Origin of the sequence: Paenibacillus sp. FSL L8-0340 (assembly GCF_038593145.1) — a bacterium.
Classification (GTDB): domain Bacteria; phylum Bacillota; class Bacilli; order Paenibacillales; family Paenibacillaceae; genus Paenibacillus_AQ.
Genome location: NZ_CP151967.1, coordinates 5,155,810 through 5,173,857, shown reverse-complemented (window position 1 = coordinate 5,173,857; position 18,048 = coordinate 5,155,810). Strand labels below are relative to the sequence as shown.

Below are 18,048 nucleotides of genomic sequence, written 5' to 3'. Positions count from 1 at the left end.
ACGGCAAAGCCGTTTCCACTTGTGCTTACAGTTTTTGCTTGAGCAGCAAGAACCTGTTAATGATACTTTGGAAGCTGATCGTCGCTTTTACCCTTACTGCCCTCGATAACCTGGAACGGATAGCTTTTGCGTTTACCGGGTGCGGTTTGGGCTTTGCGTACCCCGGCCACTTTAGACATGGTTTTCTGTGAAGGCTTTACTTTTGTGCGCGGTCTGCCGGGAGTCCGTGTTTTTCCAGCCGGTGTCATCTTGTACCCGTAATAGAGCAGACCGAGTAATACCAAAGGAAAAAGGAATACCGACAACGTTCCGAAAACATCACTCAACATTCCTGTAACGAGACCCAGTACCGCAAGCGATACCGAAATCCAAAAAATTATAGCATGCCTCATAGGCCACTCATCCTTTCGCAGGATCCAATATGCCGCCTGACACTCTCACTTCTGTATATTCCCCTGCTTCAATTGCGGCATCAAGCTCCCGCATCCGGTTGAACGAGGCGATGGAGACTTCCACCATATCATCCTTTGGTTCCTTAGTGGTGAGCAGCTGCAGCCACAGCCCAGGATAACCTAAATACTTGAGACCCGGAATGTCCCGTACAGCGTTGGTGCCCTTCAGCACTTCAAACGATACGCCAATGACGACAGGAAGGAGAATAATCCGCTGCAGTACGCGCTGGGTAAGGTTATCCCAAGGGACAACGGAGTAAATGATTACACCCAGCACAATGGTCAGCATCATAAAGCTGCTTCCACAACGGTAATGCAGGCGGCTGTACTTCTGTACATTCTGAACAGTCAATTCCTCACCGGCTTCAAAGGCACTGATGACCTTATGCTCGGCTCCGTGATACTGGAACAACCGCTTGACCACCGGGGTCTGCGAGATAGCCCATAAATAAACGAGCAGAAGAACCAGCTTGATCGCACCTTCTACGAGGTTGTGCAGAACATAGTTATCAAATGCATTGCCGAATAAAAAATCTTCAACGAATACCGGCACCAGCGTAAATATTACCTTGCCGAAGAGAAAGGAGAGAATACCCATAACCGCCACGCCAAAAATCATGCCGAGGCTCCAGCCCTCATCCTTCTTCTTTTCTTTTTCTTTCTGCTGCTTGGCAAGCTCTTCCGGCTCTGTTTCATCCTCGGCATACGATTCCGCTGAGTAATTCAGATGTTTGGAGCCTTTGGCGCTGGAATCTATAATACTGACAATGCCGCGAAGCAGCGGAATCTTGCGCAGTTTAACGACCCAGCTCTTATCGCTTCTCGGCACCTCCAAAAATGTGATTTCCTGATTTTTCCTTCTTACGGCTGTTACGTTGATATGCTTGCCGCCGAACATGACGCCTTCAATAACGGCTTGGCCGCCGTAACTTGGAGTTTCTTGGGACAACCAATTCACCTTCCCATGTATTAATATGATTTATATAATACATTGTAACTAATTTATGCCCACATTGCTAGTTGGATTGCCTTTTCCTGTGCATACTAGCATTTAGAGAGCGGAGGGGCCGAAAAGCAATCCATATATTGAAAGTGAGGCAGTAAGATGAATAATGCAGGAAAGCAAAAATCGCAACATACGAACCCTTTTTATTTTGCCGTTGAACTGGGCTTTTTTGCCGGAATAATCTGGGGAGGGATCCGCTGGCTGATGTATGCCTTTCATTTTACCAAGGTTCTTCCGGGTTTTTTGGCCGAGCCTTTCTTTAAACATGAATTTCTGATGACAGCAGCCGGACATTTGGCCGGATACCTGTCTTTTATCGTGTTCTCGGTAGCAGCATCACTCTTTTATGTGCTGATCTTCCGCAAGCTGAAGGGCCCCTGGCCGGGGATGATTTACGGTGTTCTGTGCTGGTCCGCAATCTTTCTTGCCGGGTCGTGGCAATTTCTCATGCAGCCTCCGTTCAGGCTTCCGTGGAACTCTGTAATCAGTGAATTTTGTATCTTTTTACTCTGGGGTTTGTTCATCGGCTATACTGCGGCGATCGAGTATACGGATGAGCGGAAACGTGAGCAGCAGACAAGCCTGGCTTAATGGCCCGAAAAAACTTCTCAAGGGCATGACCCTATGTTAAAATACAATGTGGCTATTTCGAGAGGAGAATGAAAATGGGCAACGAGCGCGTCTCCAAGCTGCGTACGGTTTTGCAGGAACAAGGATTGGATGCGATGTTAATAACCAGCGGCATCAACCGCCGTTATTTGAGCGGATTTACCGGCTCTTCCGGTTATGTACTGGTGACCGGTGATGACAGTTATCTGCTGACCGACTTTAGGTACATGACACAGGCTGCAGAGCAGGTGAACGGACTTAAAGTGGTTCAGCATGGTGCGAAATTCATTGACACTGTACGCGAGCTGCTGCCGCAGGGCGGTAATGTCCGTGTCGGCTTTGAACAGGATGATGTAACCTTCAGTGCTTACACCGCATATGCTGCGGCTCTGCAGCCGGCGGCACTGGTTCCAGTCTCCAAAGCAGTTGAGAACCTGCGCATGTTCAAGGACAAGGAGGAGCTGGCCGTCATGCAGCGGGCAGCGGATCTGGCAGATGCAACATTCAGCCATATTCTGAATGTGATCAAGCCCGGCATGACCGAGCGTGATGTAGATCTGGAAATGGAATTCTACATGCGTACCCATGGGGCTACTTCTTCATCGTTTGACACCATTGTGGCTTCCGGTGAACGTTCGGCAATGCCTCATGGTGTGGCAAGCAGCAAGGTCATCCAGAACAACGAATTCGTAACCTTCGATTTCGGTGCGCTGCTGGACGGCTACTGCTCGGACGTAACCCGCACCATTGCGCTGGGAACTCCGGATCCCAAGCTGAAAGAAATCTATGATATTGTACTTGAAGCGCAGCTGCACACGCTGGCTAACATCAAGCCGGGTATGACCGGACGGGAGTGCGACGCTTTGGCGCGTGACATTATCACCCGTTATGGTTATGGGGAATATTTCGGCCACAGCACAGGCCATGGCCTTGGCATGGAAGTCCATGAATGGCCGCGGTTGTCCAAGCTTGCTGATGAAATTATGCAGCCGGGTATGGTAGTAACCGTGGAGCCGGGCATTTATTTGGAAGGCCTCGGCGGTGTGCGCATTGAGGACGACATCGTGATTACAGACAGCGGTATTTCGCTTCTCACACATTCGTCCAAAGATTATACGGTATTGTAAGGATCGCTTGAACAGGTAAATTATTGATTCCAGGAGGGATTTTTTGTGATTTCAGTTAACGATTTCAAAACAGGCTTGACCGTAGAGGTAGAAGGCGACATCTTTACTGTACTTGATTTCCAGCACGTTAAACCAGGTAAAGGTGCGGCATTTGTCCGCTCCAAACTGAAGAATTTGCGCAACGGCAACACAGTAGAACGTACATTCCGTGCAGGTGAAACTATTGGCCGTGCGATCATCGAGAACCGTGGTGTGCAATATCTGTATGCCAGCGGTGCAGACCATGTATTTATGGATAACGAAACTTATGATCAATTCGAATTGTCTGCTAAGCAATTGGAATGGGAGCTTAATTTCCTTAAAGAAAACATGACGGTGAACATCGTCAGCTACCAGGGCGAAATTCTCGGAATCAACCTGCCTACCAGCGTTGAGCTGAAGGTTGTAGAAACAGAGCCGGGCATCAAGGGCAACACGGCTCAGGGCGCTACTAAATTTGCTAAGGTAGAAACCGGATTGAACGTTCAGGTTCCTCTTTTCATTAATGAAAACGATGTTCTTCTGATTGATACCCGCGAAGGTAAATACATCTCCCGCGCGTAAGATTTGCCCTGCCTTAACTTACATTTATACCAACCGGCCTCCCTTGCATCCTGCGGGGGAGGCTTTTGGCTATCCGGGTAAAGGCAGCTGGTAAATCACGGAAAGAAACGGAAATTGGACGCTTTTTTTGTGAAACCATTAACGCATGATATGGTTTTCGTATTATACTGGTTTAAAGCGGGAAATCAAATATAAGCTACTACATAGAGCGAAATAGGGAGTGAATGGGACTTTGTCACTTTATGTCATGAAATTCGGAGGCAGCTCCGTCGGCGATATTGAACGCATGCAGCGTGTCGCCAAACGCATCGCAGACAAGCAGGATGAAGGGCACCGCTGTGTTGTGGTTGTATCCGCCATGGGGGACACCACGGATGATCTAATTGATCAGGCGAAGCAGCTGAACGCTCAGCCGCCCGCACGTGAAATGGATATGCTGATGACGACGGGGGAACAAATCTCTGTTGCGCTTCTTTCCATCGCATTGCACGGAATCGGACGCAGTGCCGTATCGTATACAGGCTGGCAGGCCGGCTTCGTCACCGATGAGACTCACGGCCGGGCACGGATCAATGAAATTGATCCACAGCGCGTACTGGAGTCACTGGAGCGCGAGCAGATCGTCATTGTAGCCGGATTCCAGGGGATGACCCAGAGCGGCGAAATTACCACGCTGGGCCGCGGAGGTTCGGATACGACAGCCGTAGCACTGGCAGCCGCCATCAAAGCGGATGTATGCGAAATTTACACGGATGTGGATGGCATCTACTCCACAGATCCGCGTATCGTGAAGAGAGCGCGCAAGCTGAAGGAAATCTCTTATGATGAGATGCTGGAGCTGGCCAACCTGGGAGCGGCAGTACTACATCCGCGCGCCGTGGAATATGCCAAACGATATCAAGTGAAGCTGGTCGTCAGATCGAGCTTTAATCATAATGAAGGTACTGTGGTGAAGGAGGAAGCGAGCATGGAGCAGGGAGTAGTAGTTAGTGGAATTGCCTATGACAAGAACGTGGCCCGGATCAGTATTCTGGGAGTGCCTGATTTTCCCGGCGTATTGGCCCAAGTGTTCGGCAAGCTGGCCGAAGAAGGCGTTGACGTAGATATTATCGTACAGAGCGGCGTGCAGAATGAGAAAGCGGATTTCTCCTTTACGGTGGCGCTTAGCGAGCTATCACGGGCCAAGGAAGTGATCGAGGGGCTGCACAGCGCACTGCCCTACCGTGAAGTCACTTCAGAGGATAATCTCGTCAAAGTATCGATCGTAGGCGCAGGCATGGTCAGCCATCCGGGTGTGGCCGCGCAAATGTTTGAGGTCATTTCCCAAAAGGGCGTAAGCATTAAGATGGTCAGCACCTCCGAGATCAAGGTATCTTGCGTGATTGAATCCGGCAATCTGCAGCAGATCATTCAGGCGCTTCATACCGCCTACAATCTGGATACAGAGGAGCAAGCCTTCGTCGGCGGTCCGCAGGACCGCCGCTAAATAACAAAAAAAGTCCTATTCCCGCTATAAAAGTGGAGAATAGGACTTTTTGTTATGTGCAGCTTTCCGCTGCTGTTATCCGAGACGCCGGAACCGGCCGACAATCTCTACGGTCTCCAGGACGTTGACGAAGGACTTTGGATCGGTTTCCAGAATCGTTTTTCTCAGTTCGGCAAGCTCATATCGGGTCGTTACAGTCATCAGCATTGTATTGCCTTCATGGCTGTAGCCGCCTTCCGCATTGACGACAGTAACGCCGTGAGGCAGGAGCTTGAGGCGGGTCAGCATTTTTTCCCGCTCTTTCGTGACGATGAAGCAGGTCAGCTTAATGTGGCGGCTGTGGATCATATCGACTACACGGCTCTTGACGAAAATACAAAGCATAGCGTAAAGGGCAGAATCCCAGCTTTTGAAGAAGCCGAGGCTAAGGATGACCAGACCATCCATTACAAAGAGAACGGTCCCCATTGGAATATCGTGTTTGCGCGTAATAATAGAACCAAGTATATCAAAACCCCCGGAAGAACCCCCTGCACGAAGCGAGAAGCCTACCCCGCCCGCAATAATTACCCCTCCGAAGATACTGGCAAGGATCGGGTCCTTGGTCAGTTTCACCAGGGGGATGACGGTCAGAAACCAGGTAGTGGCCAGTACCGAAAGCATGCTTAAGCAGATATACTTCTTCCCTACGACAATGAAGCCCCAGATCAGGATTGGAAGATTGATACCAAAATAGAACAGTGAAATGTACTTCGGATTCGTTAAATAACCAAGGATGGATGCCGTCCCTGCTACCCCGCCACTGAGCAGCTGATGAGGAATAAGGAACAGCCGGAGTCCGCTCGCCACCAGAAAGGCCGAGAAAATAATGATGGCCACATCCCTCACCTGTTTGGCTACTGTGTTTGAAACAAGCGGCACTACGAAATTACGAACTTGCATAACATAAATCCCCTCTTTTTCCGATGTCTTTATCCAACTATGAAAGTGTAACAAGAAGCTTGAAGCGATAAGTCCGGTTGTAGTTTATCCCACAGGCAGCCCTTATATTTTCCAGCTCCTCTTTTTTAGTACTGCAAAAATTATTTTATCATACTGATGATATTTTTTTATAGAGGGATTCACTATGATTTCTTTCACATCTTCCAATTGAAAACCGCCCATTTCTTATTGTCTAAAGTAGGCAAGTCCAGCATATCCATGGATAACAGCAGTTTTCCCGCGGGTAAAGTCTGGCAGGTTGCAATTCAATTTCCAAATGTAAAAAAGGAGTTGAACAGATTGGACAAGTATGTGAGCTGGATGGCGGCGCTTCGGCTGCTCTCAGGCAGTGTGGAAATAACGGCTGCGCTGATCATGCTGCGGCTGAATCAGGTGGACAAGGCACTGGCGGTCAATTCCGGGCTGGCTCTGGTCGGACCTACGATACTGGTCTTAACGACCGCGGTTGGCCTCACAGGGATGGCGCAGGAGCTGTCCTGGGGCAAGCTGGGCTGGATTGGCTGCGGGGTAGCCTTTCTCTTAATCGGGATTCTGAAAAAATGATAGATGATAGTCATAAAGCACAGGTACAAGCATAAATATGGAATAAAGCTATTAAAGTAGAGGACAACTTGGGGGTACTCTGTATGGCTAACGACTGGCTTTTATTGTTTCCCGAAAAAGTAAGGGCGCTGCTGAGAGGACTTCCTGTTCATTTGCTGGACAAGGTGGAGGAAATCCGGGTCCGCGAAGGGCGTCCGCTGGAGATCAACTATTCCGGCAAATATCATTTCCTCACCGGCGACGGCAGTCTGACCCAAAGACCCGAAGAAGCGTACAAGCCAAGCCGAGAGGACACTCACCGGCTGCTTGACCTGATCAGCAATCATTCGCTCTATACGATGGAAGAAGAACTGCGCAAGGGCTTTATCACCATCCCCGGCGGACATCGCATTGGACTTTCCGGCCGGACCGTCTTAAGCGGCGGCGGTGTGGAGCACTTGCGGGACATCACCGGCTTCAATGTCCGGATTGCCCGTGAGCTGCCCGGCATTGCCGACGGAATTCTGCCCTACCTGCTGGAAAGGGGGAGGCAGCGGGTCATGCACACGCTGATCCTCTCGCCGCCGCAGCATGGCAAGACTACACTGCTGCGCGATCTCGCCAGGCAGATCTCGACGGGGAGCCCAAGAGGGCGGGAGGGCAACCGGCCGGGACTGAAAGTTGGCATCGTCGACGAACGTTCGGAAATCGCCGGCAGCCGCCGCGGCATCCCGGCCTTTGACGTGGGTCCGCGTACGGACATCCTCGACGGCTGTCCCAAGGCGGAAGGCATGATGATGATGATCCGCTCCCTGTCGCCCGATGTGCTGGTCGCCGATGAAATTGGCCGTCCTGAGGATGCCGAAGCCGTCACCGAAGCGCTGCACGCCGGTATCTCGGTAGTGGCTTCGGCCCATGGCAAGGAAGTGTCCGAGCTGGCCCGGCGGCCCGGCCTTGGCGGACTGCTGGAACATCATATGTTCGAGCGTTATGTCATCCTGCACCGGACGGACGCCGGGCTGTCGTTCCGCATCCTGGACGGGCAGAAACGCGGGCTGCTGCTGGTCTCGCCTGAAGAGCGGCTGGGCGGTGACCGCCATGCTTAAGCTGTTCGGAGCCGTGCTGATCGTGCTGGCCGGTACGCTGGCCGGGTTCAAGCGGGCTGCGCAGTATGCTGACAGGCCCCGGCACATCAGAGGCCTTATCGCAGCGCTGCAGCGGCTGGAGACCGAGATTCTGTACGGCTTCACCCCGCTCCCGGAAGCGCTGCGCCGGATTGGGCTGCAGTCCAAGGATCCGCTGAAGGCGTTTTTTATGAGAGCGGCTGAAGAGATGAGCCCGCCACATGACCGCAGCGCCGAGGAAGCTATCCAGCGGGCGATGGATGCCCACTTCAAAACCGCCTCCCTGAAGGGAACGGAGCAGGAGATCCTCCGGCAGCTGAGCTGCACGCTCGGCACCAGCGACAGGTCGAATCAAAGCACGCATATCGCGCTGGCTTTGCAGCAATTGAAGCAGGAGGAGACAGTGGCCAGAGAAGATCAGGGCAAATATGAAAAAATGAGCAAAAGCCTGGGTCTGCTGCTTGGAGCATTGATCGTCATTTTGATCTTTTAGCGAGGTGCCAGGAATGAATATTGAAGTCAACGCGATCTTTCAGATTGCCGGCATCGGCATCATCATCGCCATGATTCACACGGTGCTCAAACAGATGGGTAAAGAGGACATCGCCCATTGGGTGACGATAGTCGGTTTCATCATTGTGCTGTTTATGGTGATCCGCATGCTGGACGGACTGCTCCAGGAAATCAAAACGATTTTTCTTTTTCAATAGGCAGGCCTTATGGAAATCATTCAAGTGGTAGGAATAGGGCTCCTGTCAACGGTTCTGATCCTTGTTCTGAAGGAACAAAAGCCCATGTTCGCCTTTCTGCTGACGACTGCGGCAGGCATTCTGATTTTCCTGTTCCTGATAGGCAAGATCGGCACGATTCTGGGCACGCTCGAGCGGGTGGCGGAGTCCTCCGGGATGGAAATGATCTATCTCAAAACCGTATTCAAAATCATCGGAATTTCCTATATCGCGGAGTTCGGAGCACAGATTGTGCGTGATGCCGGACAGGAATCCATCGCCTCCAAAATCGAGCTGACCGGCAAGGTGCTGATCATGGTGCTTGCCGTACCGATCATCAGCATTATTATCGAAACGGTGATGAAGCTCCTGCCCGCCTGATCCGTGACACGTAGTAAAAAGAAGCCAGAGAAAGGCGGGAGGAAAGGATATGCGTCAACGCAGTATTTTTCGTCCGCCAAAACTAAAAATGCTGCTGCTGCTCCTGTTCTGCCTGCTGTTTCTGTGGTGTGCGGATACCGCCAAGGCTACAGCCGCTGCGCCAACCACTGCTCCAACTGCCTCACCAACGTCTCCACCCACCCAGGGAGGAACTTCCTCTCCAGTGGATCAGTGGGTGAAGGGGCAAATGCAAAGTCTGCCGACAGACAAGGTGGAGTCGTACTGGGACCAGCTGATGAAGGATTACGGAGGATTTTTTCCGGACGGGAAGACTCCTTCGCTGATGGATATGCTGCTGCCGGGGGAGAAGGGACTCAGCTTCAAAAGCGTGCTGACCGGACTGACCTCCTACATGTGGCACGAGGTGCTATACAACGGCAAGCTACTGGTGACGATCGTTATGGTCAGTGTGCTCAGCATGATTCTGGAGACGCTGCAGACCGCTTTTGAACGGAAATCAGTCAGTAAAATCGCCTATATGCTCTGTTACATGGTTGTGCTGGTCATCGCAGTCAACAGCTTCAATATCGCAATCGGTTATGCCAAGGATGCCATCGACCGGATGATCGATTTCATGATGGCGATGATCCCGCTGCTCTTCGCGCTTTTGGCTTCGATGGGCAACATCGTTACGGTGTCGGTTACCCATCCGCTGATTGTTTTTATGATCCATGCGGTGGGCACGCTCATCCACACCGTCGTGTTCCCGCTGCTGTTCTTCTCGGCGGTGCTGCATCTGGTGAGCGCAATGTCCGAGAAATACAAGCTGACCCAGCTGGCCAATCTGCTGCGCAACATCGGAGCGGGAATGCTCGGCGTACTGCTGACCGTGTTCCTGGGCGTCATATCTGTCAGAGGGATTACCAGCTCGGTTACGGACGGAGTGACCATCCGTGCCGCCAAATATATTACGGGGAATTTCGTGCCGGTAATCGGCAAAATGTTCGCGGACGCCACCGATACGGTGATCTCGGCCTCACTGCTGGTGAAGAATGCCATCGGGTTGTCGGGCGTCATTATCATCCTCTTCCTTTGTGCTTTTCCGGCGATCAAAATCCTGGTTCTCGCGCTGATCTACAATGTGGCCGCAGCAGTCATGCAGCCGCTGGGCGAGACACCGATTGTAACCTGCCTGCAGACGATCGGCAAAAGCATGATTTATGTATTCGCGGCGCTGGCCGCCGTATCACTGATGTTCTTCCTGGCCGTCACGATCATGCTGACAGCCGGCAATGTCACCGTCATGATGAGGTGAACAGGGAACAGCTTCAAAGCGGTTTTTTCTCCAAAGTAAGTATTATCGAAGCGAGTACTGCGATGCAGTCCTAACAAAACTTGTAGGAGGTAGACAATGACCTGGTTGGGCGGATGGCTGCGGGAGCTCATTCTGGTGGTGCTGATGGCCGCCTTCGTGGAAATGCTGCTTCCGAGCAAGTCGATGGAGCGTTATGCCAGGCTGGTGCTCAGTCTGCTGGTCCTGCTTACTATGCTGAGCCCGATTGTCTCTTTTCTGAAAGGAGATGCTGCAGCAGAGCTGAGTGTGGCGATGGTGCAGCAGGAGAAACACGGCGGTCTTTTGTCCGGTGCAGGTGACGGAGCAGACTCGCTGGAGAAAATCCTGGCGGACGGGCGGATGCTGGCTGCAGGAGCGAAGGAACAAAGTCTGAAGCTGGCCGCCGAAGAGGTGGCTGGGCAGATGAGAGACCAGATTGCCGGCAGCACAGGGGTAGGCGGGGCAAAAGTCACCGTAACACTGGAGATGGGCAAGGCTCCGGGGGAGGGCGGCGGTGAAGAGGTTCCGTTAATCTCTTCGGTGACCGTCTCCTTGCCGGCAGCGGCCGGGGCAGTGGAGGCTGGGGGTACAGGTGCGGAATTAAACAATGGCGCAGACACAGCAGAGCCGATCATCATCCAGCCTGTGGAACCTGTGCAGGTTAGCCTGGGCGGTGAAGAGGGAGAGGCGGCTGAGGTTGGAACAGAAGCCGGGACATCGGTTGAAGACAGCTCCAGTGCAACTACCGATGAGGAATTGATCATCAAGCTGCTGGAGCAGAACTGGAATTTAGAACGCGGTGCAATTCATATTCAAGGCGGTAAAAACGGCGCCGAGAAATTATAGATATAGCTCTACCAATACGGCATACGCCGGTAACCGGAGGAGGGATAAGAAGTGGGCAATTGGCTGAAGAAACTGGAGCAATGGGCAGGGGGCGGGTCCGGCAGTCCGAAAAGGAGTCATACCTTCCGTTGGCTGATTATTTTGGGACTGCTGGGTGCGGCAATCATGCTGTTCAACTCCTTCGTGAACGTGAAAAAGCTGGACAGCGAGAACACTGGAAGAGAACCGCCGGTAAGCGAGAGTTCGCAGGCAACGCTGCAGCAAGGGGAATTGAGCACTCCCAATTCATTTGATGGCATTGAGCTGGCAATGGAGAACCGCACGAAAGAAATTCTGGAGAAAATCGTTGGTGTAGGCACGGTCGATATTATGGTCACTGTGGATTCTACTGAAGAAATTGTCGTGGTCCGGGATATGAACGATTCCCAGCAGCAGAGTGAAGAGACCGATGCCAACGGAGGCAAACGGCACACTACCCAATACACACGGGATGGCGAGATCGTCACCTACAGCCAATCGGGCGACGAAACCCCGATTATAACCAAGCGGATAAAACCCCAGGTGCGCGGCGTTCTCGTCGTTGCCAAGGGAGCGGAGAACAAAGTCGTCCGGGGATTGATTGAAGAGGCTGTCGAGAAGGGTCTGAACGTGCCTAGCTACCGCATATCCGTAGTGCCGCGCAAGCAGGAGCAGTGATTGATTACATGTACAAACTTTGAGGAGGAATAAAAAATGAAGGGCAAAAGACAAACGATTTGGTTGGTATCCATGCTCAGCTTAATGGTTGTGCTATCCGCATACTATTTATTCACAGAGGACTCCGGGGCCTCGGTCCCCCAGGAAACAGCGGGAAGTATTCAAGTGGATAACCTCAAGGAAACTGGCGCGAATTCAACAGTACTGGATAACGGCTTGGTCATTAATGAAGTGGACACAAAGGACGCACTTACTGCTGATGCCGGAACAACGGGTACTGCGGACGACAACACTGCCGTCGCTGCTGATGACAGCACCAATGACAGCACTGTCGCCGCGAAAGGTGACAACGATGATGCCGCAGTAAAAGATGACAGCACCCTGCCGGCGAATGCCAAAGGTGAAGACGCCGATAAGACAGCGGCCGCAAAGGACGACAAATCAAGCGATTCAAAAACCGCAGCTGCAGATACCTCCGCAGCAGCCGATAAAGATACTACAGCAGCTTCCACAGAGAAAACTCCAGCCAAGGGCGACGATGAAATTCTGGATGAGGTAGCCTCCCAGAGTGTTTCTGCAAGCAGCCTGTTCAACAACTACCTCTATGAACGCGAGCAGCAGAATCTGAAGAATTACAACGATTTGCTGGCCCTGATCAATGACATGGACAAAACCCCTGCCGAAAATGCAGTTGCCCATGAACAGCTGAACAAGCTTGAAGAAAAAGAAACCAAAATCACCGGAATTGAAGAGCAACTGCAGAAAAAATATGGTGAAGCCATTGTCAAAGAAGAATCCGGAGATGCTTACACCGTGGTGGTGCTGAGCGAGAAGCTGGATGTGAAGCAAGCAGTTGGAATCGTGGATCTTGTGATGAAGGAACTAAGCGTTTCCCAGGACAAGATCAGAGTCCAATATGTCAGCGAGCAATAATCAGCCTGTCGAAAACTAAAGAAAATGCCGAAAGAGCCCGGGTGCGCCCCGGGCTCTTTCCATTTCTATCGTTTGTGATATAATACATAAAGTTATCTTGACCGTATCAGAAGAGTGGCTTCGAGAGAAAGCTGAAGGAGTGAACTATTAAATGTTCAAGTTAAGCGAAATTAAGGAATTGATTAAATTGTTGGACCAAACCTCCTCCGTACACGAGCTGGAGATTGAAAGCGAAGGAATGAAGCTGGCTATTCGAAAACCGGATCGCCCTGAAGCTGATGGAACAGCAATACAGGCGACTCCTTATGGCTATCCCTTTACGCCGGCACCGCAGCCGCAAAGTCCGCAGCAAGTTGCACCTACGGCCGTTTATGAGATCCCTGCTGCACAGCAGCCGCCATCTTCACCCGCTGAAGGCGCATTACATAAAATTGTCTCACCGATGGTAGGGACTTTCTATAGTGCTGCTTCACCGGAAACCCCGTCTTTTGTTAATGTCGGCGACCGGGTCAGCGAGAAATCAACGGTTTGCATTATTGAAGCGATGAAGCTGATGAATGAGCTGGAGGCTGAAGTGCGCGGAGAGATCGTTTCCGTCCTTGCCGAGAATGGCCAGCTTGTGGAATACGGCCAGCCGCTGTTTCTGGTGAAACCGGAATAAAGCACGCAGAACTTGAGGAGCTTGCAAGCTTCGTTAAACTTTGGGAGGAAACGCATGAACATTCAAAAAGTGTTGATTGCCAACCGCGGCGAAATCGCGGTCCGCATTATTAGGGCCTGCCGTGAACTGGGCATTTCCACCGTGGCAGTCTATTCGGAGCCTGACCGGGATTCACTGCATGTCCGGCTGGCGGACGAAGCTTACTGCATCGGCCCGATGCTGTCGAAGGATAGTTATCTGAATTTTACAAATATTATGAGTGTGGCCACGCTTACTGAATGCGATGCCATTCATCCCGGCTACGGTTTTTTGGCTGAGAATGCCGATTTCGCAGAAATCTGCGGATCCTGCAATATTACCTTCATCGGACCGTCCCCCGACGCGATTACGCGTATGGGCGACAAGGCTGTAGCCAAGGAAACGATGAAGCTGGCTGGCGTGCCGATCATTCCCGGCTCTGACGGGCTGGTGGGCGATGTGGAGGAGGCTATTATGCTGGGCCGCGATATCGGCTATCCGATTATCGTTAAGGCTACCGCAGGCGGCGGAGGCAAGGGCATCCGCATTGCCGAGGATGAGGAATCACTCGTGAAGCAGATTACCGCCGCGCAGCAGGAAGCACAGAAGGCTTTCGGCAATGCAGGCGTATACCTGGAGAAATTCCTGACTGGCATGAAGCATGTGGAGATTCAGATCATTGCTGATAACCACGGCAATGTTGTCCATCTAGGCGAACGGGATTGCTCCGTACAGCGCCGCCGCCAGAAACTGGTGGAGGAAGCTCCATGCTCCGTACTTACGCCGGAGATCCGCGAAGCTATGGGCCAAGCAGCGGTGCGGGCCGCACTGGCGGTCAATTACTCAGGAGCGGGTACGCTGGAGTTTCTGCTGGGTCCGGACGGACAGTTTTATTTCATGGAGATGAATACACGGATTCAGGTTGAACACCCGGTAACGGAGATGGTTACGGGCGTTGACCTGATTAAGGAAATGATCTCTGTGGCTGAAGGGAACCCGCTGTCCTTTACACAGGAAGATATCGTGATTAACGGCTGGTCGATTGAATGCCGTATTAATGCAGAGGATCCGGAGCGTAACTTCATGCCTTCACCGGGAAAGATTGGCTTTTATCTGCCTCCGGGCGGACTGGGTGTACGTGTAGACAGCGCAGCTTATCCGGGATATACAATCTCACCTTTCTATGACTCGATGATTGCCAAATTGATTGTGTGGGCGCCTACGCGCCAGGAAGCGATTGCGAAGATGAAACGTGCGCTTGCTGAATTTGCTGTGGAAGGCATACATACTACAATTCCTTTCCATCAGAAACTGCTGGAGCACCCGGTGTTTCTGGACGGCAATTTCGATATCAAATTCCTCGAGGAGTATGAAATTTAGGACGGCTTCTCATTGTTTGTCATAAAGTTCGGCAAATGATATAGTATGTTTAATAAGAGACGTGCTTGGCGCTTGAAATTGTGAACAACTTTTTGATTGAAAGGTGTGAAGTCCAAAATGAGTACATTGCCGACGGAATTCGAACGTACGGAGATCGGTGAGATTCAGATCGCTCCTGAAGTGATCGAGGTTATCGCAGGTTTGGCAACCGTAGAAGTTAAAGGTGTGGCTGGCATGAGCGGCGGCTTTGCCGGAGGAATCGTGGAGCTTCTCGGACGCAAGAACCTGTCCAAGGGCGTTAAGGTAGAGGTTGGCCAACGTGAGGCGGCTGTAGATGTATCCGTCATTATTGAGTACGGCAACCGTCTCCCGGAAGTGGCTGGAGAAATTCAGCGCAACGTGAAACGTTCCATCGAGACAATGACAGGTCTGACTGTTGTGGAAGTAAATGTGCATATTCATGATGTGCAATTCAGAAACAATAACACTCCAGACAAGAGTGAAGATACAGACGCGGTTCTCCGCGTGAAATAAGGGCCAACGTTCTTCCATAAACCCCCGACAGCACCGTCGAGGGTTTACTCTAATTTAAGGAGGTTAAGTGACTCGTGGCAAAAATTTTGGACAGACTTCTGCTGTTTCTGTACAGCTTAAGTATCGGAATATTATCTGTAATTGCCATCCTCCTCTTAAGCGGCGCTATTCCGGATACGCTGGAGATTCCGGATGACCCTGCAGCGTATATAACTGTAATAGCCGTGGCTGTTATCCTGTTCTTGCTCAGCATCCGATTCTTCTACATCTCTTTGCGCCGGGACCGGGCCTCGCTGCCTTCGGTGGATCAGCGCACGGAGTACGGGGATATTCAGATCTCAATAGAGACCATTGAGAATCTGAGCCTCAAGGCTGCCGCTAAAGTAAAAGGGATCAGGGATTTGAAATCGCGCATTCGCGTTTCCCAGGCCGGTCTCGAAATTATGATCCGTGCAGTGGTGGACGGCGAGCATTCCCTTCCGCTGCTTACAACGGAAGTGCAGCGCCAGGTGCATGATTTCGTGCAGGAAACAACCGGAATTCCGGTTGCTGACGTTTCTGTATATATTGCCAACCTTACTCAGTCTCCAAGCTTCAAAAGTCGAGTGGAATAGAGGTGAGTTTCCCTATGTTCTGGAGAGAAGTATGGGAAAGTCACGGGGGGAGAATCGCCGGAGTCACCTTCGGCATCGTTCTCGGATTGATTTATTTGATTAGCGGTTTTTGGGATATGCTGTTCTTTGCACTGGTAGTGTTCATCGGATATACGTTCGGCAAAAGAAAGGATACCGCGCAGGGTCCCCTGTTTCAGTGGCAGGAGCTCGTAGCGCGGCTGTCCGGACGCTGGCGTCCCTTCAAGTGAACCGCTATAGTCTTTCTCCCGGAGCTGGAACCCGTTCGTTAGAGTTGCCTGTTTTGCCGGAAGAAGGGCTGTGCGGTTTTTTTTCTGGAGCAGGGCGGTAATCGGCTGGAACGTTGCAGGATTGCCCGCAGCAGTATCTCAATTCCCTCTGGCTAGCAGTTGAGATTAGGCTACAGGTTTATTTAACTAACGTAAAATGAAGTTTTGCGCTTGTTTAATTGCATTTTGTACATTTAAAATTGCAGTATTGGTCCGCAAAGCTTGTTTAGGGATAGAATTTGCTTGATTTAGCTTAAAATAATTGTATGAAATGCAACGCGACAGGCTGGTGTGGAAACACGGCAGTGTAATATAAAATGCAAGATTAGATTGTAGGAGGAAACACATGAAAAGACGTTTAGCGAGAGAGATTATTGTCCAAAGCCTGTACCAGATGGAAATGAATGACGTAGACAGTGCGGAAGCCGTGGAGATGCTGATTGAGGAAGCTTCGGAAGAGAATGAGACTGAACGTGTCATTACAGATGAAATTGAATTGAAGGCGTATGTCGTTGAGCACGTAAATGGCGTATGGGAGCATAAGGTTGCGATCGACGATATGCTTGAGCATTATCTTAAAGGCTGGCAGATGAGCCGGCTGTCCCGGGTGGACCGTCAGATTCTGCGCCTGGCCACGTTCGAAATGGTGTTTGGCAATGATGTGCCGGCTAAGGTTGCCGTCAATGAGGCGATTGATCTGGCCAAGCACTTCGGTACGGACGATTCCGGCAAGTTCGTCAATGGTGTTCTCGGCAAGATGATTCAGGAGATTGACACGCTCAAAGCAGACCTTTAAAGTATTCTATTTATATCTTAATCAGACAAAAGGGGAGAGACTTACATGACAGCAGCAATCATCAGCGGTAAACAGGTATCCGACGAAATTCGTATCGACATTGCCCGGGAAGTTACCGGACTGGCCGAACGCGGCGTGAAGCCCGGTCTTGCTGTCGTTCTTGTCGGTGAAGATGCGGCTTCTCAGGTGTATGTCCGCAATAAAGAGAAATCCAGCACCCAGCTTGGCTTCCATTCGGAAGTTCACAGGCTGGATGCCTCCACTTCCCAGGAAGAGCTTCTGAAGCTGGTGGCAGAGCTGAACAGCCGTGATGATATTGACGGTATTCTGGTTCAGCTGCCGCTTCCGAAGCATATTGAAGAGAAGGCAGTCATTGACGCTATATCTGTGGAGAAAGATGTTGACGGCTTCCATCCTATCAATGTCGGCAATCTGGTCATCGGCGATGACAGCCTGCTTCCTTGTACGCCTGCCGGAGTCATCGAACTGATTAAACGTACCGGCACTGAATTGTCGGGCAAACATGCTGTAGTCATCGGGCGCAGCAATATCGTCGGCAAACCGGTCTCACTGCTGCTGCAGCGTGAGAATGCAACGGTAACAATGTGCCATTCGCGCACCGCGAACATTGCTGAGCTTAGCCGCCAGGCAGACATTTTGGTGGTAGCCATCGGCCGGGCTAACTTCATTGACGGATCTTATGTTAAGCCGGGAGCTGTTGTGATTGACGTCGGGATGAACCGTTTGGATAACGGCAAGCTTGCCGGTGATGTCGATTATGAGAGTGCCAAGGAAGTTGCCGGATACATTACACCAGTACCGGGTGGAGTGGGGCCAATGACGATCACCATGCTGATGAGCAACACGCTGATAGCGGCCAAACGCCGCCGCGGCCTGGAATAGGTCAGGG

Annotated in this window: 23 protein-coding genes; 20 read left to right on the top strand and 3 right to left on the bottom strand. The window is 51.4% G+C overall.

From position 1 onward, the window contains the following. Window positions 1-56 precede the first annotated feature (56 nt). Both NST07_RS23700 and NST07_RS23695 read right to left on the bottom strand, forming a co-directional pair. Window positions 57-392 (bottom strand): hypothetical protein, encoded by a 336-nt coding sequence (locus NST07_RS23700; RefSeq protein WP_341094797.1) that lies wholly within the window; start codon window positions 390-392, stop codon window positions 57-59. A gap of 7 nt (window positions 393-399) precedes the next feature. After that, the gene (locus tag NST07_RS23695) at window positions 400-1,401 is read right to left on the bottom strand and encodes a DUF1385 domain-containing protein (RefSeq protein WP_341094794.1); all 1,002 of its coding nucleotides are present in this window, start codon (window positions 1,399-1,401) and stop codon (window positions 400-402) included. Window positions 1,402-1,557: 156 nt separating this feature from the next. On the opposite strand from NST07_RS23695, the gene NST07_RS23690 reads away from it, so the two are divergent. The 4 genes from NST07_RS23690 (at window position 1,558) to NST07_RS23675 (ending at window position 5,283) form a co-directional block, all read left to right on the top strand. Further along, complete coding sequence (locus NST07_RS23690) at window positions 1,558-2,049, top strand: YqhR family membrane protein (protein ID WP_341094793.1); 492 nt, start codon at window positions 1,558-1,560, stop codon at window positions 2,047-2,049. A 74-nt stretch (window positions 2,050-2,123) separates the two neighbouring features. Continuing rightward, window positions 2,124-3,194, top strand: coding sequence for a Xaa-Pro peptidase family protein (locus NST07_RS23685; protein WP_341094791.1), 1,071 nt, complete (start codon window positions 2,124-2,126; stop codon window positions 3,192-3,194). A gap of 45 nt (window positions 3,195-3,239) precedes the next feature. Then, a complete protein-coding gene (gene efp / locus NST07_RS23680; protein WP_076108880.1) occupies window positions 3,240-3,797 on the top strand; it encodes an elongation factor P in 558 nt (185 codons plus the stop codon). A gap of 232 nt (window positions 3,798-4,029) precedes the next feature. After that, the gene (locus NST07_RS23675; protein WP_341094789.1) at window positions 4,030-5,283 is read left to right on the top strand and encodes an aspartate kinase; all 1,254 of its coding nucleotides are present in this window, start codon (window positions 4,030-4,032) and stop codon (window positions 5,281-5,283) included. Between the two features lie 75 nt (window positions 5,284-5,358). Here NST07_RS23675 and NST07_RS23670 read toward each other — a convergent pair whose 3' ends face one another. Further along, window positions 5,359-6,225 carry a YitT family protein gene (locus NST07_RS23670; protein WP_341094788.1) on the bottom strand — a complete coding sequence of 289 codons (867 nt, stop codon included), beginning with the start codon at window positions 6,223-6,225 and terminating at the stop codon, window positions 5,359-5,361. Window positions 6,226-6,585: 360 nt separating this feature from the next. On the opposite strand from NST07_RS23670, the gene NST07_RS23665 reads away from it, so the two are divergent. The 16 genes from NST07_RS23665 to folD all read left to right on the top strand — a co-directional run bounded on the left by NST07_RS23665 (window position 6,586) and on the right by folD (window position 18,041). Continuing rightward, the gene (locus tag NST07_RS23665) at window positions 6,586-6,828 is read left to right on the top strand and encodes a YqhV family protein (RefSeq protein WP_341097732.1); all 243 of its coding nucleotides are present in this window, start codon (window positions 6,586-6,588) and stop codon (window positions 6,826-6,828) included. Window positions 6,829-6,911: 83 nt separating this feature from the next. After that, a complete protein-coding gene (spoIIIAA, locus tag NST07_RS23660) occupies window positions 6,912-7,913 on the top strand; it encodes a stage III sporulation protein AA (protein ID WP_341097731.1) in 1,002 nt (333 codons plus the stop codon). Further along, the gene (gene spoIIIAB / locus NST07_RS23655) at window positions 7,906-8,424 is read left to right on the top strand and encodes a stage III sporulation protein SpoIIIAB (RefSeq protein ID WP_341094786.1); all 519 of its coding nucleotides are present in this window, start codon (window positions 7,906-7,908) and stop codon (window positions 8,422-8,424) included. Before spoIIIAA ends, spoIIIAB begins: the two co-directional genes overlap by 8 nt. Window positions 8,425-8,437: 13 nt before the next feature. Then, the gene (gene spoIIIAC / locus NST07_RS23650; protein ID WP_020426549.1) at window positions 8,438-8,641 is read left to right on the top strand and encodes a stage III sporulation protein AC; all 204 of its coding nucleotides are present in this window, start codon (window positions 8,438-8,440) and stop codon (window positions 8,639-8,641) included. A 9-nt stretch (window positions 8,642-8,650) separates the two neighbouring features. Beyond that, a complete protein-coding gene (spoIIIAD, locus tag NST07_RS23645) occupies window positions 8,651-9,040 on the top strand; it encodes a stage III sporulation protein AD (protein ID WP_038594936.1) in 390 nt (129 codons plus the stop codon). A gap of 49 nt (window positions 9,041-9,089) precedes the next feature. Further along, window positions 9,090-10,355 carry a stage III sporulation protein AE gene (spoIIIAE, locus tag NST07_RS23640; protein ID WP_341094785.1) on the top strand — a complete coding sequence of 422 codons (1,266 nt, stop codon included), beginning with the start codon at window positions 9,090-9,092 and terminating at the stop codon, window positions 10,353-10,355. A gap of 96 nt (window positions 10,356-10,451) precedes the next feature. After that, the gene (gene spoIIIAF / locus NST07_RS23635) at window positions 10,452-11,219 is read left to right on the top strand and encodes a stage III sporulation protein AF (RefSeq protein WP_341094783.1); all 768 of its coding nucleotides are present in this window, start codon (window positions 10,452-10,454) and stop codon (window positions 11,217-11,219) included. 51 nt (window positions 11,220-11,270) lie between these two features. Continuing rightward, a complete protein-coding gene (gene spoIIIAG, locus NST07_RS23630; protein ID WP_038594934.1) occupies window positions 11,271-11,915 on the top strand; it encodes a stage III sporulation protein AG in 645 nt (214 codons plus the stop codon). A gap of 36 nt (window positions 11,916-11,951) precedes the next feature. Then, window positions 11,952-12,848 carry a SpoIIIAH-like family protein gene (locus NST07_RS23625; protein WP_341094781.1) on the top strand — a complete coding sequence of 299 codons (897 nt, stop codon included), beginning with the start codon at window positions 11,952-11,954 and terminating at the stop codon, window positions 12,846-12,848. Between the two features lie 151 nt (window positions 12,849-12,999). After that, window positions 13,000-13,509 carry an acetyl-CoA carboxylase biotin carboxyl carrier protein gene (gene accB, locus NST07_RS23620; RefSeq protein ID WP_341094780.1) on the top strand — a complete coding sequence of 170 codons (510 nt, stop codon included), beginning with the start codon at window positions 13,000-13,002 and terminating at the stop codon, window positions 13,507-13,509. 54 nt (window positions 13,510-13,563) lie between these two features. Then, window positions 13,564-14,907 (top strand): acetyl-CoA carboxylase biotin carboxylase subunit, encoded by a 1,344-nt coding sequence (accC, locus tag NST07_RS23615; protein ID WP_038594931.1) that lies wholly within the window; start codon window positions 13,564-13,566, stop codon window positions 14,905-14,907. Between the two features lie 117 nt (window positions 14,908-15,024). Next, window positions 15,025-15,441, top strand: coding sequence for an Asp23/Gls24 family envelope stress response protein (locus tag NST07_RS23610; protein WP_341094779.1), 417 nt, complete (start codon window positions 15,025-15,027; stop codon window positions 15,439-15,441). Between the two features lie 74 nt (window positions 15,442-15,515). Beyond that, window positions 15,516-16,055, top strand: a complete 540-nt coding sequence (amaP, locus tag NST07_RS23605) for an alkaline shock response membrane anchor protein AmaP (RefSeq protein WP_341094777.1) — start codon at window positions 15,516-15,518, stop codon at window positions 16,053-16,055. 14 nt (window positions 16,056-16,069) lie between these two features. Further along, window positions 16,070-16,303 (top strand): DUF2273 domain-containing protein, encoded by a 234-nt coding sequence (locus NST07_RS23600; protein WP_038594928.1) that lies wholly within the window; start codon window positions 16,070-16,072, stop codon window positions 16,301-16,303. 385 nt (window positions 16,304-16,688) lie between these two features. Beyond that, on the top strand, window positions 16,689-17,138 hold the full coding sequence (nusB, locus tag NST07_RS23595) for a transcription antitermination factor NusB (protein ID WP_340897300.1): 450 nt from the start codon (window positions 16,689-16,691) through the stop codon (window positions 17,136-17,138). 45 nt (window positions 17,139-17,183) lie between these two features. Further along, window positions 17,184-18,041 (top strand): bifunctional methylenetetrahydrofolate dehydrogenase/methenyltetrahydrofolate cyclohydrolase FolD, encoded by an 858-nt coding sequence (gene folD / locus NST07_RS23590; RefSeq protein WP_341094776.1) that lies wholly within the window; start codon window positions 17,184-17,186, stop codon window positions 18,039-18,041. Window positions 18,042-18,048: the final 7 nt, after the last annotated feature.

Coding starts and splice junctions, on each gene's coding strand:
- NST07_RS23700 (WP_341094797.1), bottom strand. CDS start 392: ATGAGGCATGCTATAATTTTTTGGATTTCGGTATCGCTTGCGGTACTG.
- NST07_RS23690 (WP_341094793.1), top strand. CDS start 1,558: ATGAATAATGCAGGAAAGCAAAAATCGCAACATACGAACCCTTTTTAT.
- NST07_RS23685 (WP_341094791.1), top strand. CDS start 2,124: ATGGGCAACGAGCGCGTCTCCAAGCTGCGTACGGTTTTGCAGGAACAA.
- NST07_RS23670 (WP_341094788.1), bottom strand. CDS start 6,225: ATGCAAGTTCGTAATTTCGTAGTGCCGCTTGTTTCAAACACAGTAGCC.
- NST07_RS23665 (WP_341097732.1), top strand. CDS start 6,586: ATGGCGGCGCTTCGGCTGCTCTCAGGCAGTGTGGAAATAACGGCTGCG.
- spoIIIAA (WP_341097731.1), top strand. CDS start 6,912: ATGGCTAACGACTGGCTTTTATTGTTTCCCGAAAAAGTAAGGGCGCTG.
- spoIIIAB (WP_341094786.1), top strand. CDS start 7,906: ATGCTTAAGCTGTTCGGAGCCGTGCTGATCGTGCTGGCCGGTACGCTG.
- spoIIIAC (WP_020426549.1), top strand. CDS start 8,438: ATGAATATTGAAGTCAACGCGATCTTTCAGATTGCCGGCATCGGCATC.
- spoIIIAD (WP_038594936.1), top strand. CDS start 8,651: ATGGAAATCATTCAAGTGGTAGGAATAGGGCTCCTGTCAACGGTTCTG.
- spoIIIAE (WP_341094785.1), top strand. CDS start 9,090: ATGCGTCAACGCAGTATTTTTCGTCCGCCAAAACTAAAAATGCTGCTG.
- spoIIIAF (WP_341094783.1), top strand. CDS start 10,452: ATGACCTGGTTGGGCGGATGGCTGCGGGAGCTCATTCTGGTGGTGCTG.
- NST07_RS23625 (WP_341094781.1), top strand. CDS start 11,952: ATGAAGGGCAAAAGACAAACGATTTGGTTGGTATCCATGCTCAGCTTA.
- accB (WP_341094780.1), top strand. CDS start 13,000: ATGTTCAAGTTAAGCGAAATTAAGGAATTGATTAAATTGTTGGACCAA.
- accC (WP_038594931.1), top strand. CDS start 13,564: ATGAACATTCAAAAAGTGTTGATTGCCAACCGCGGCGAAATCGCGGTC.
- NST07_RS23610 (WP_341094779.1), top strand. CDS start 15,025: ATGAGTACATTGCCGACGGAATTCGAACGTACGGAGATCGGTGAGATT.
- NST07_RS23600 (WP_038594928.1), top strand. CDS start 16,070: ATGTTCTGGAGAGAAGTATGGGAAAGTCACGGGGGGAGAATCGCCGGA.
- nusB (WP_340897300.1), top strand. CDS start 16,689: ATGAAAAGACGTTTAGCGAGAGAGATTATTGTCCAAAGCCTGTACCAG.
- folD (WP_341094776.1), top strand. CDS start 17,184: ATGACAGCAGCAATCATCAGCGGTAAACAGGTATCCGACGAAATTCGT.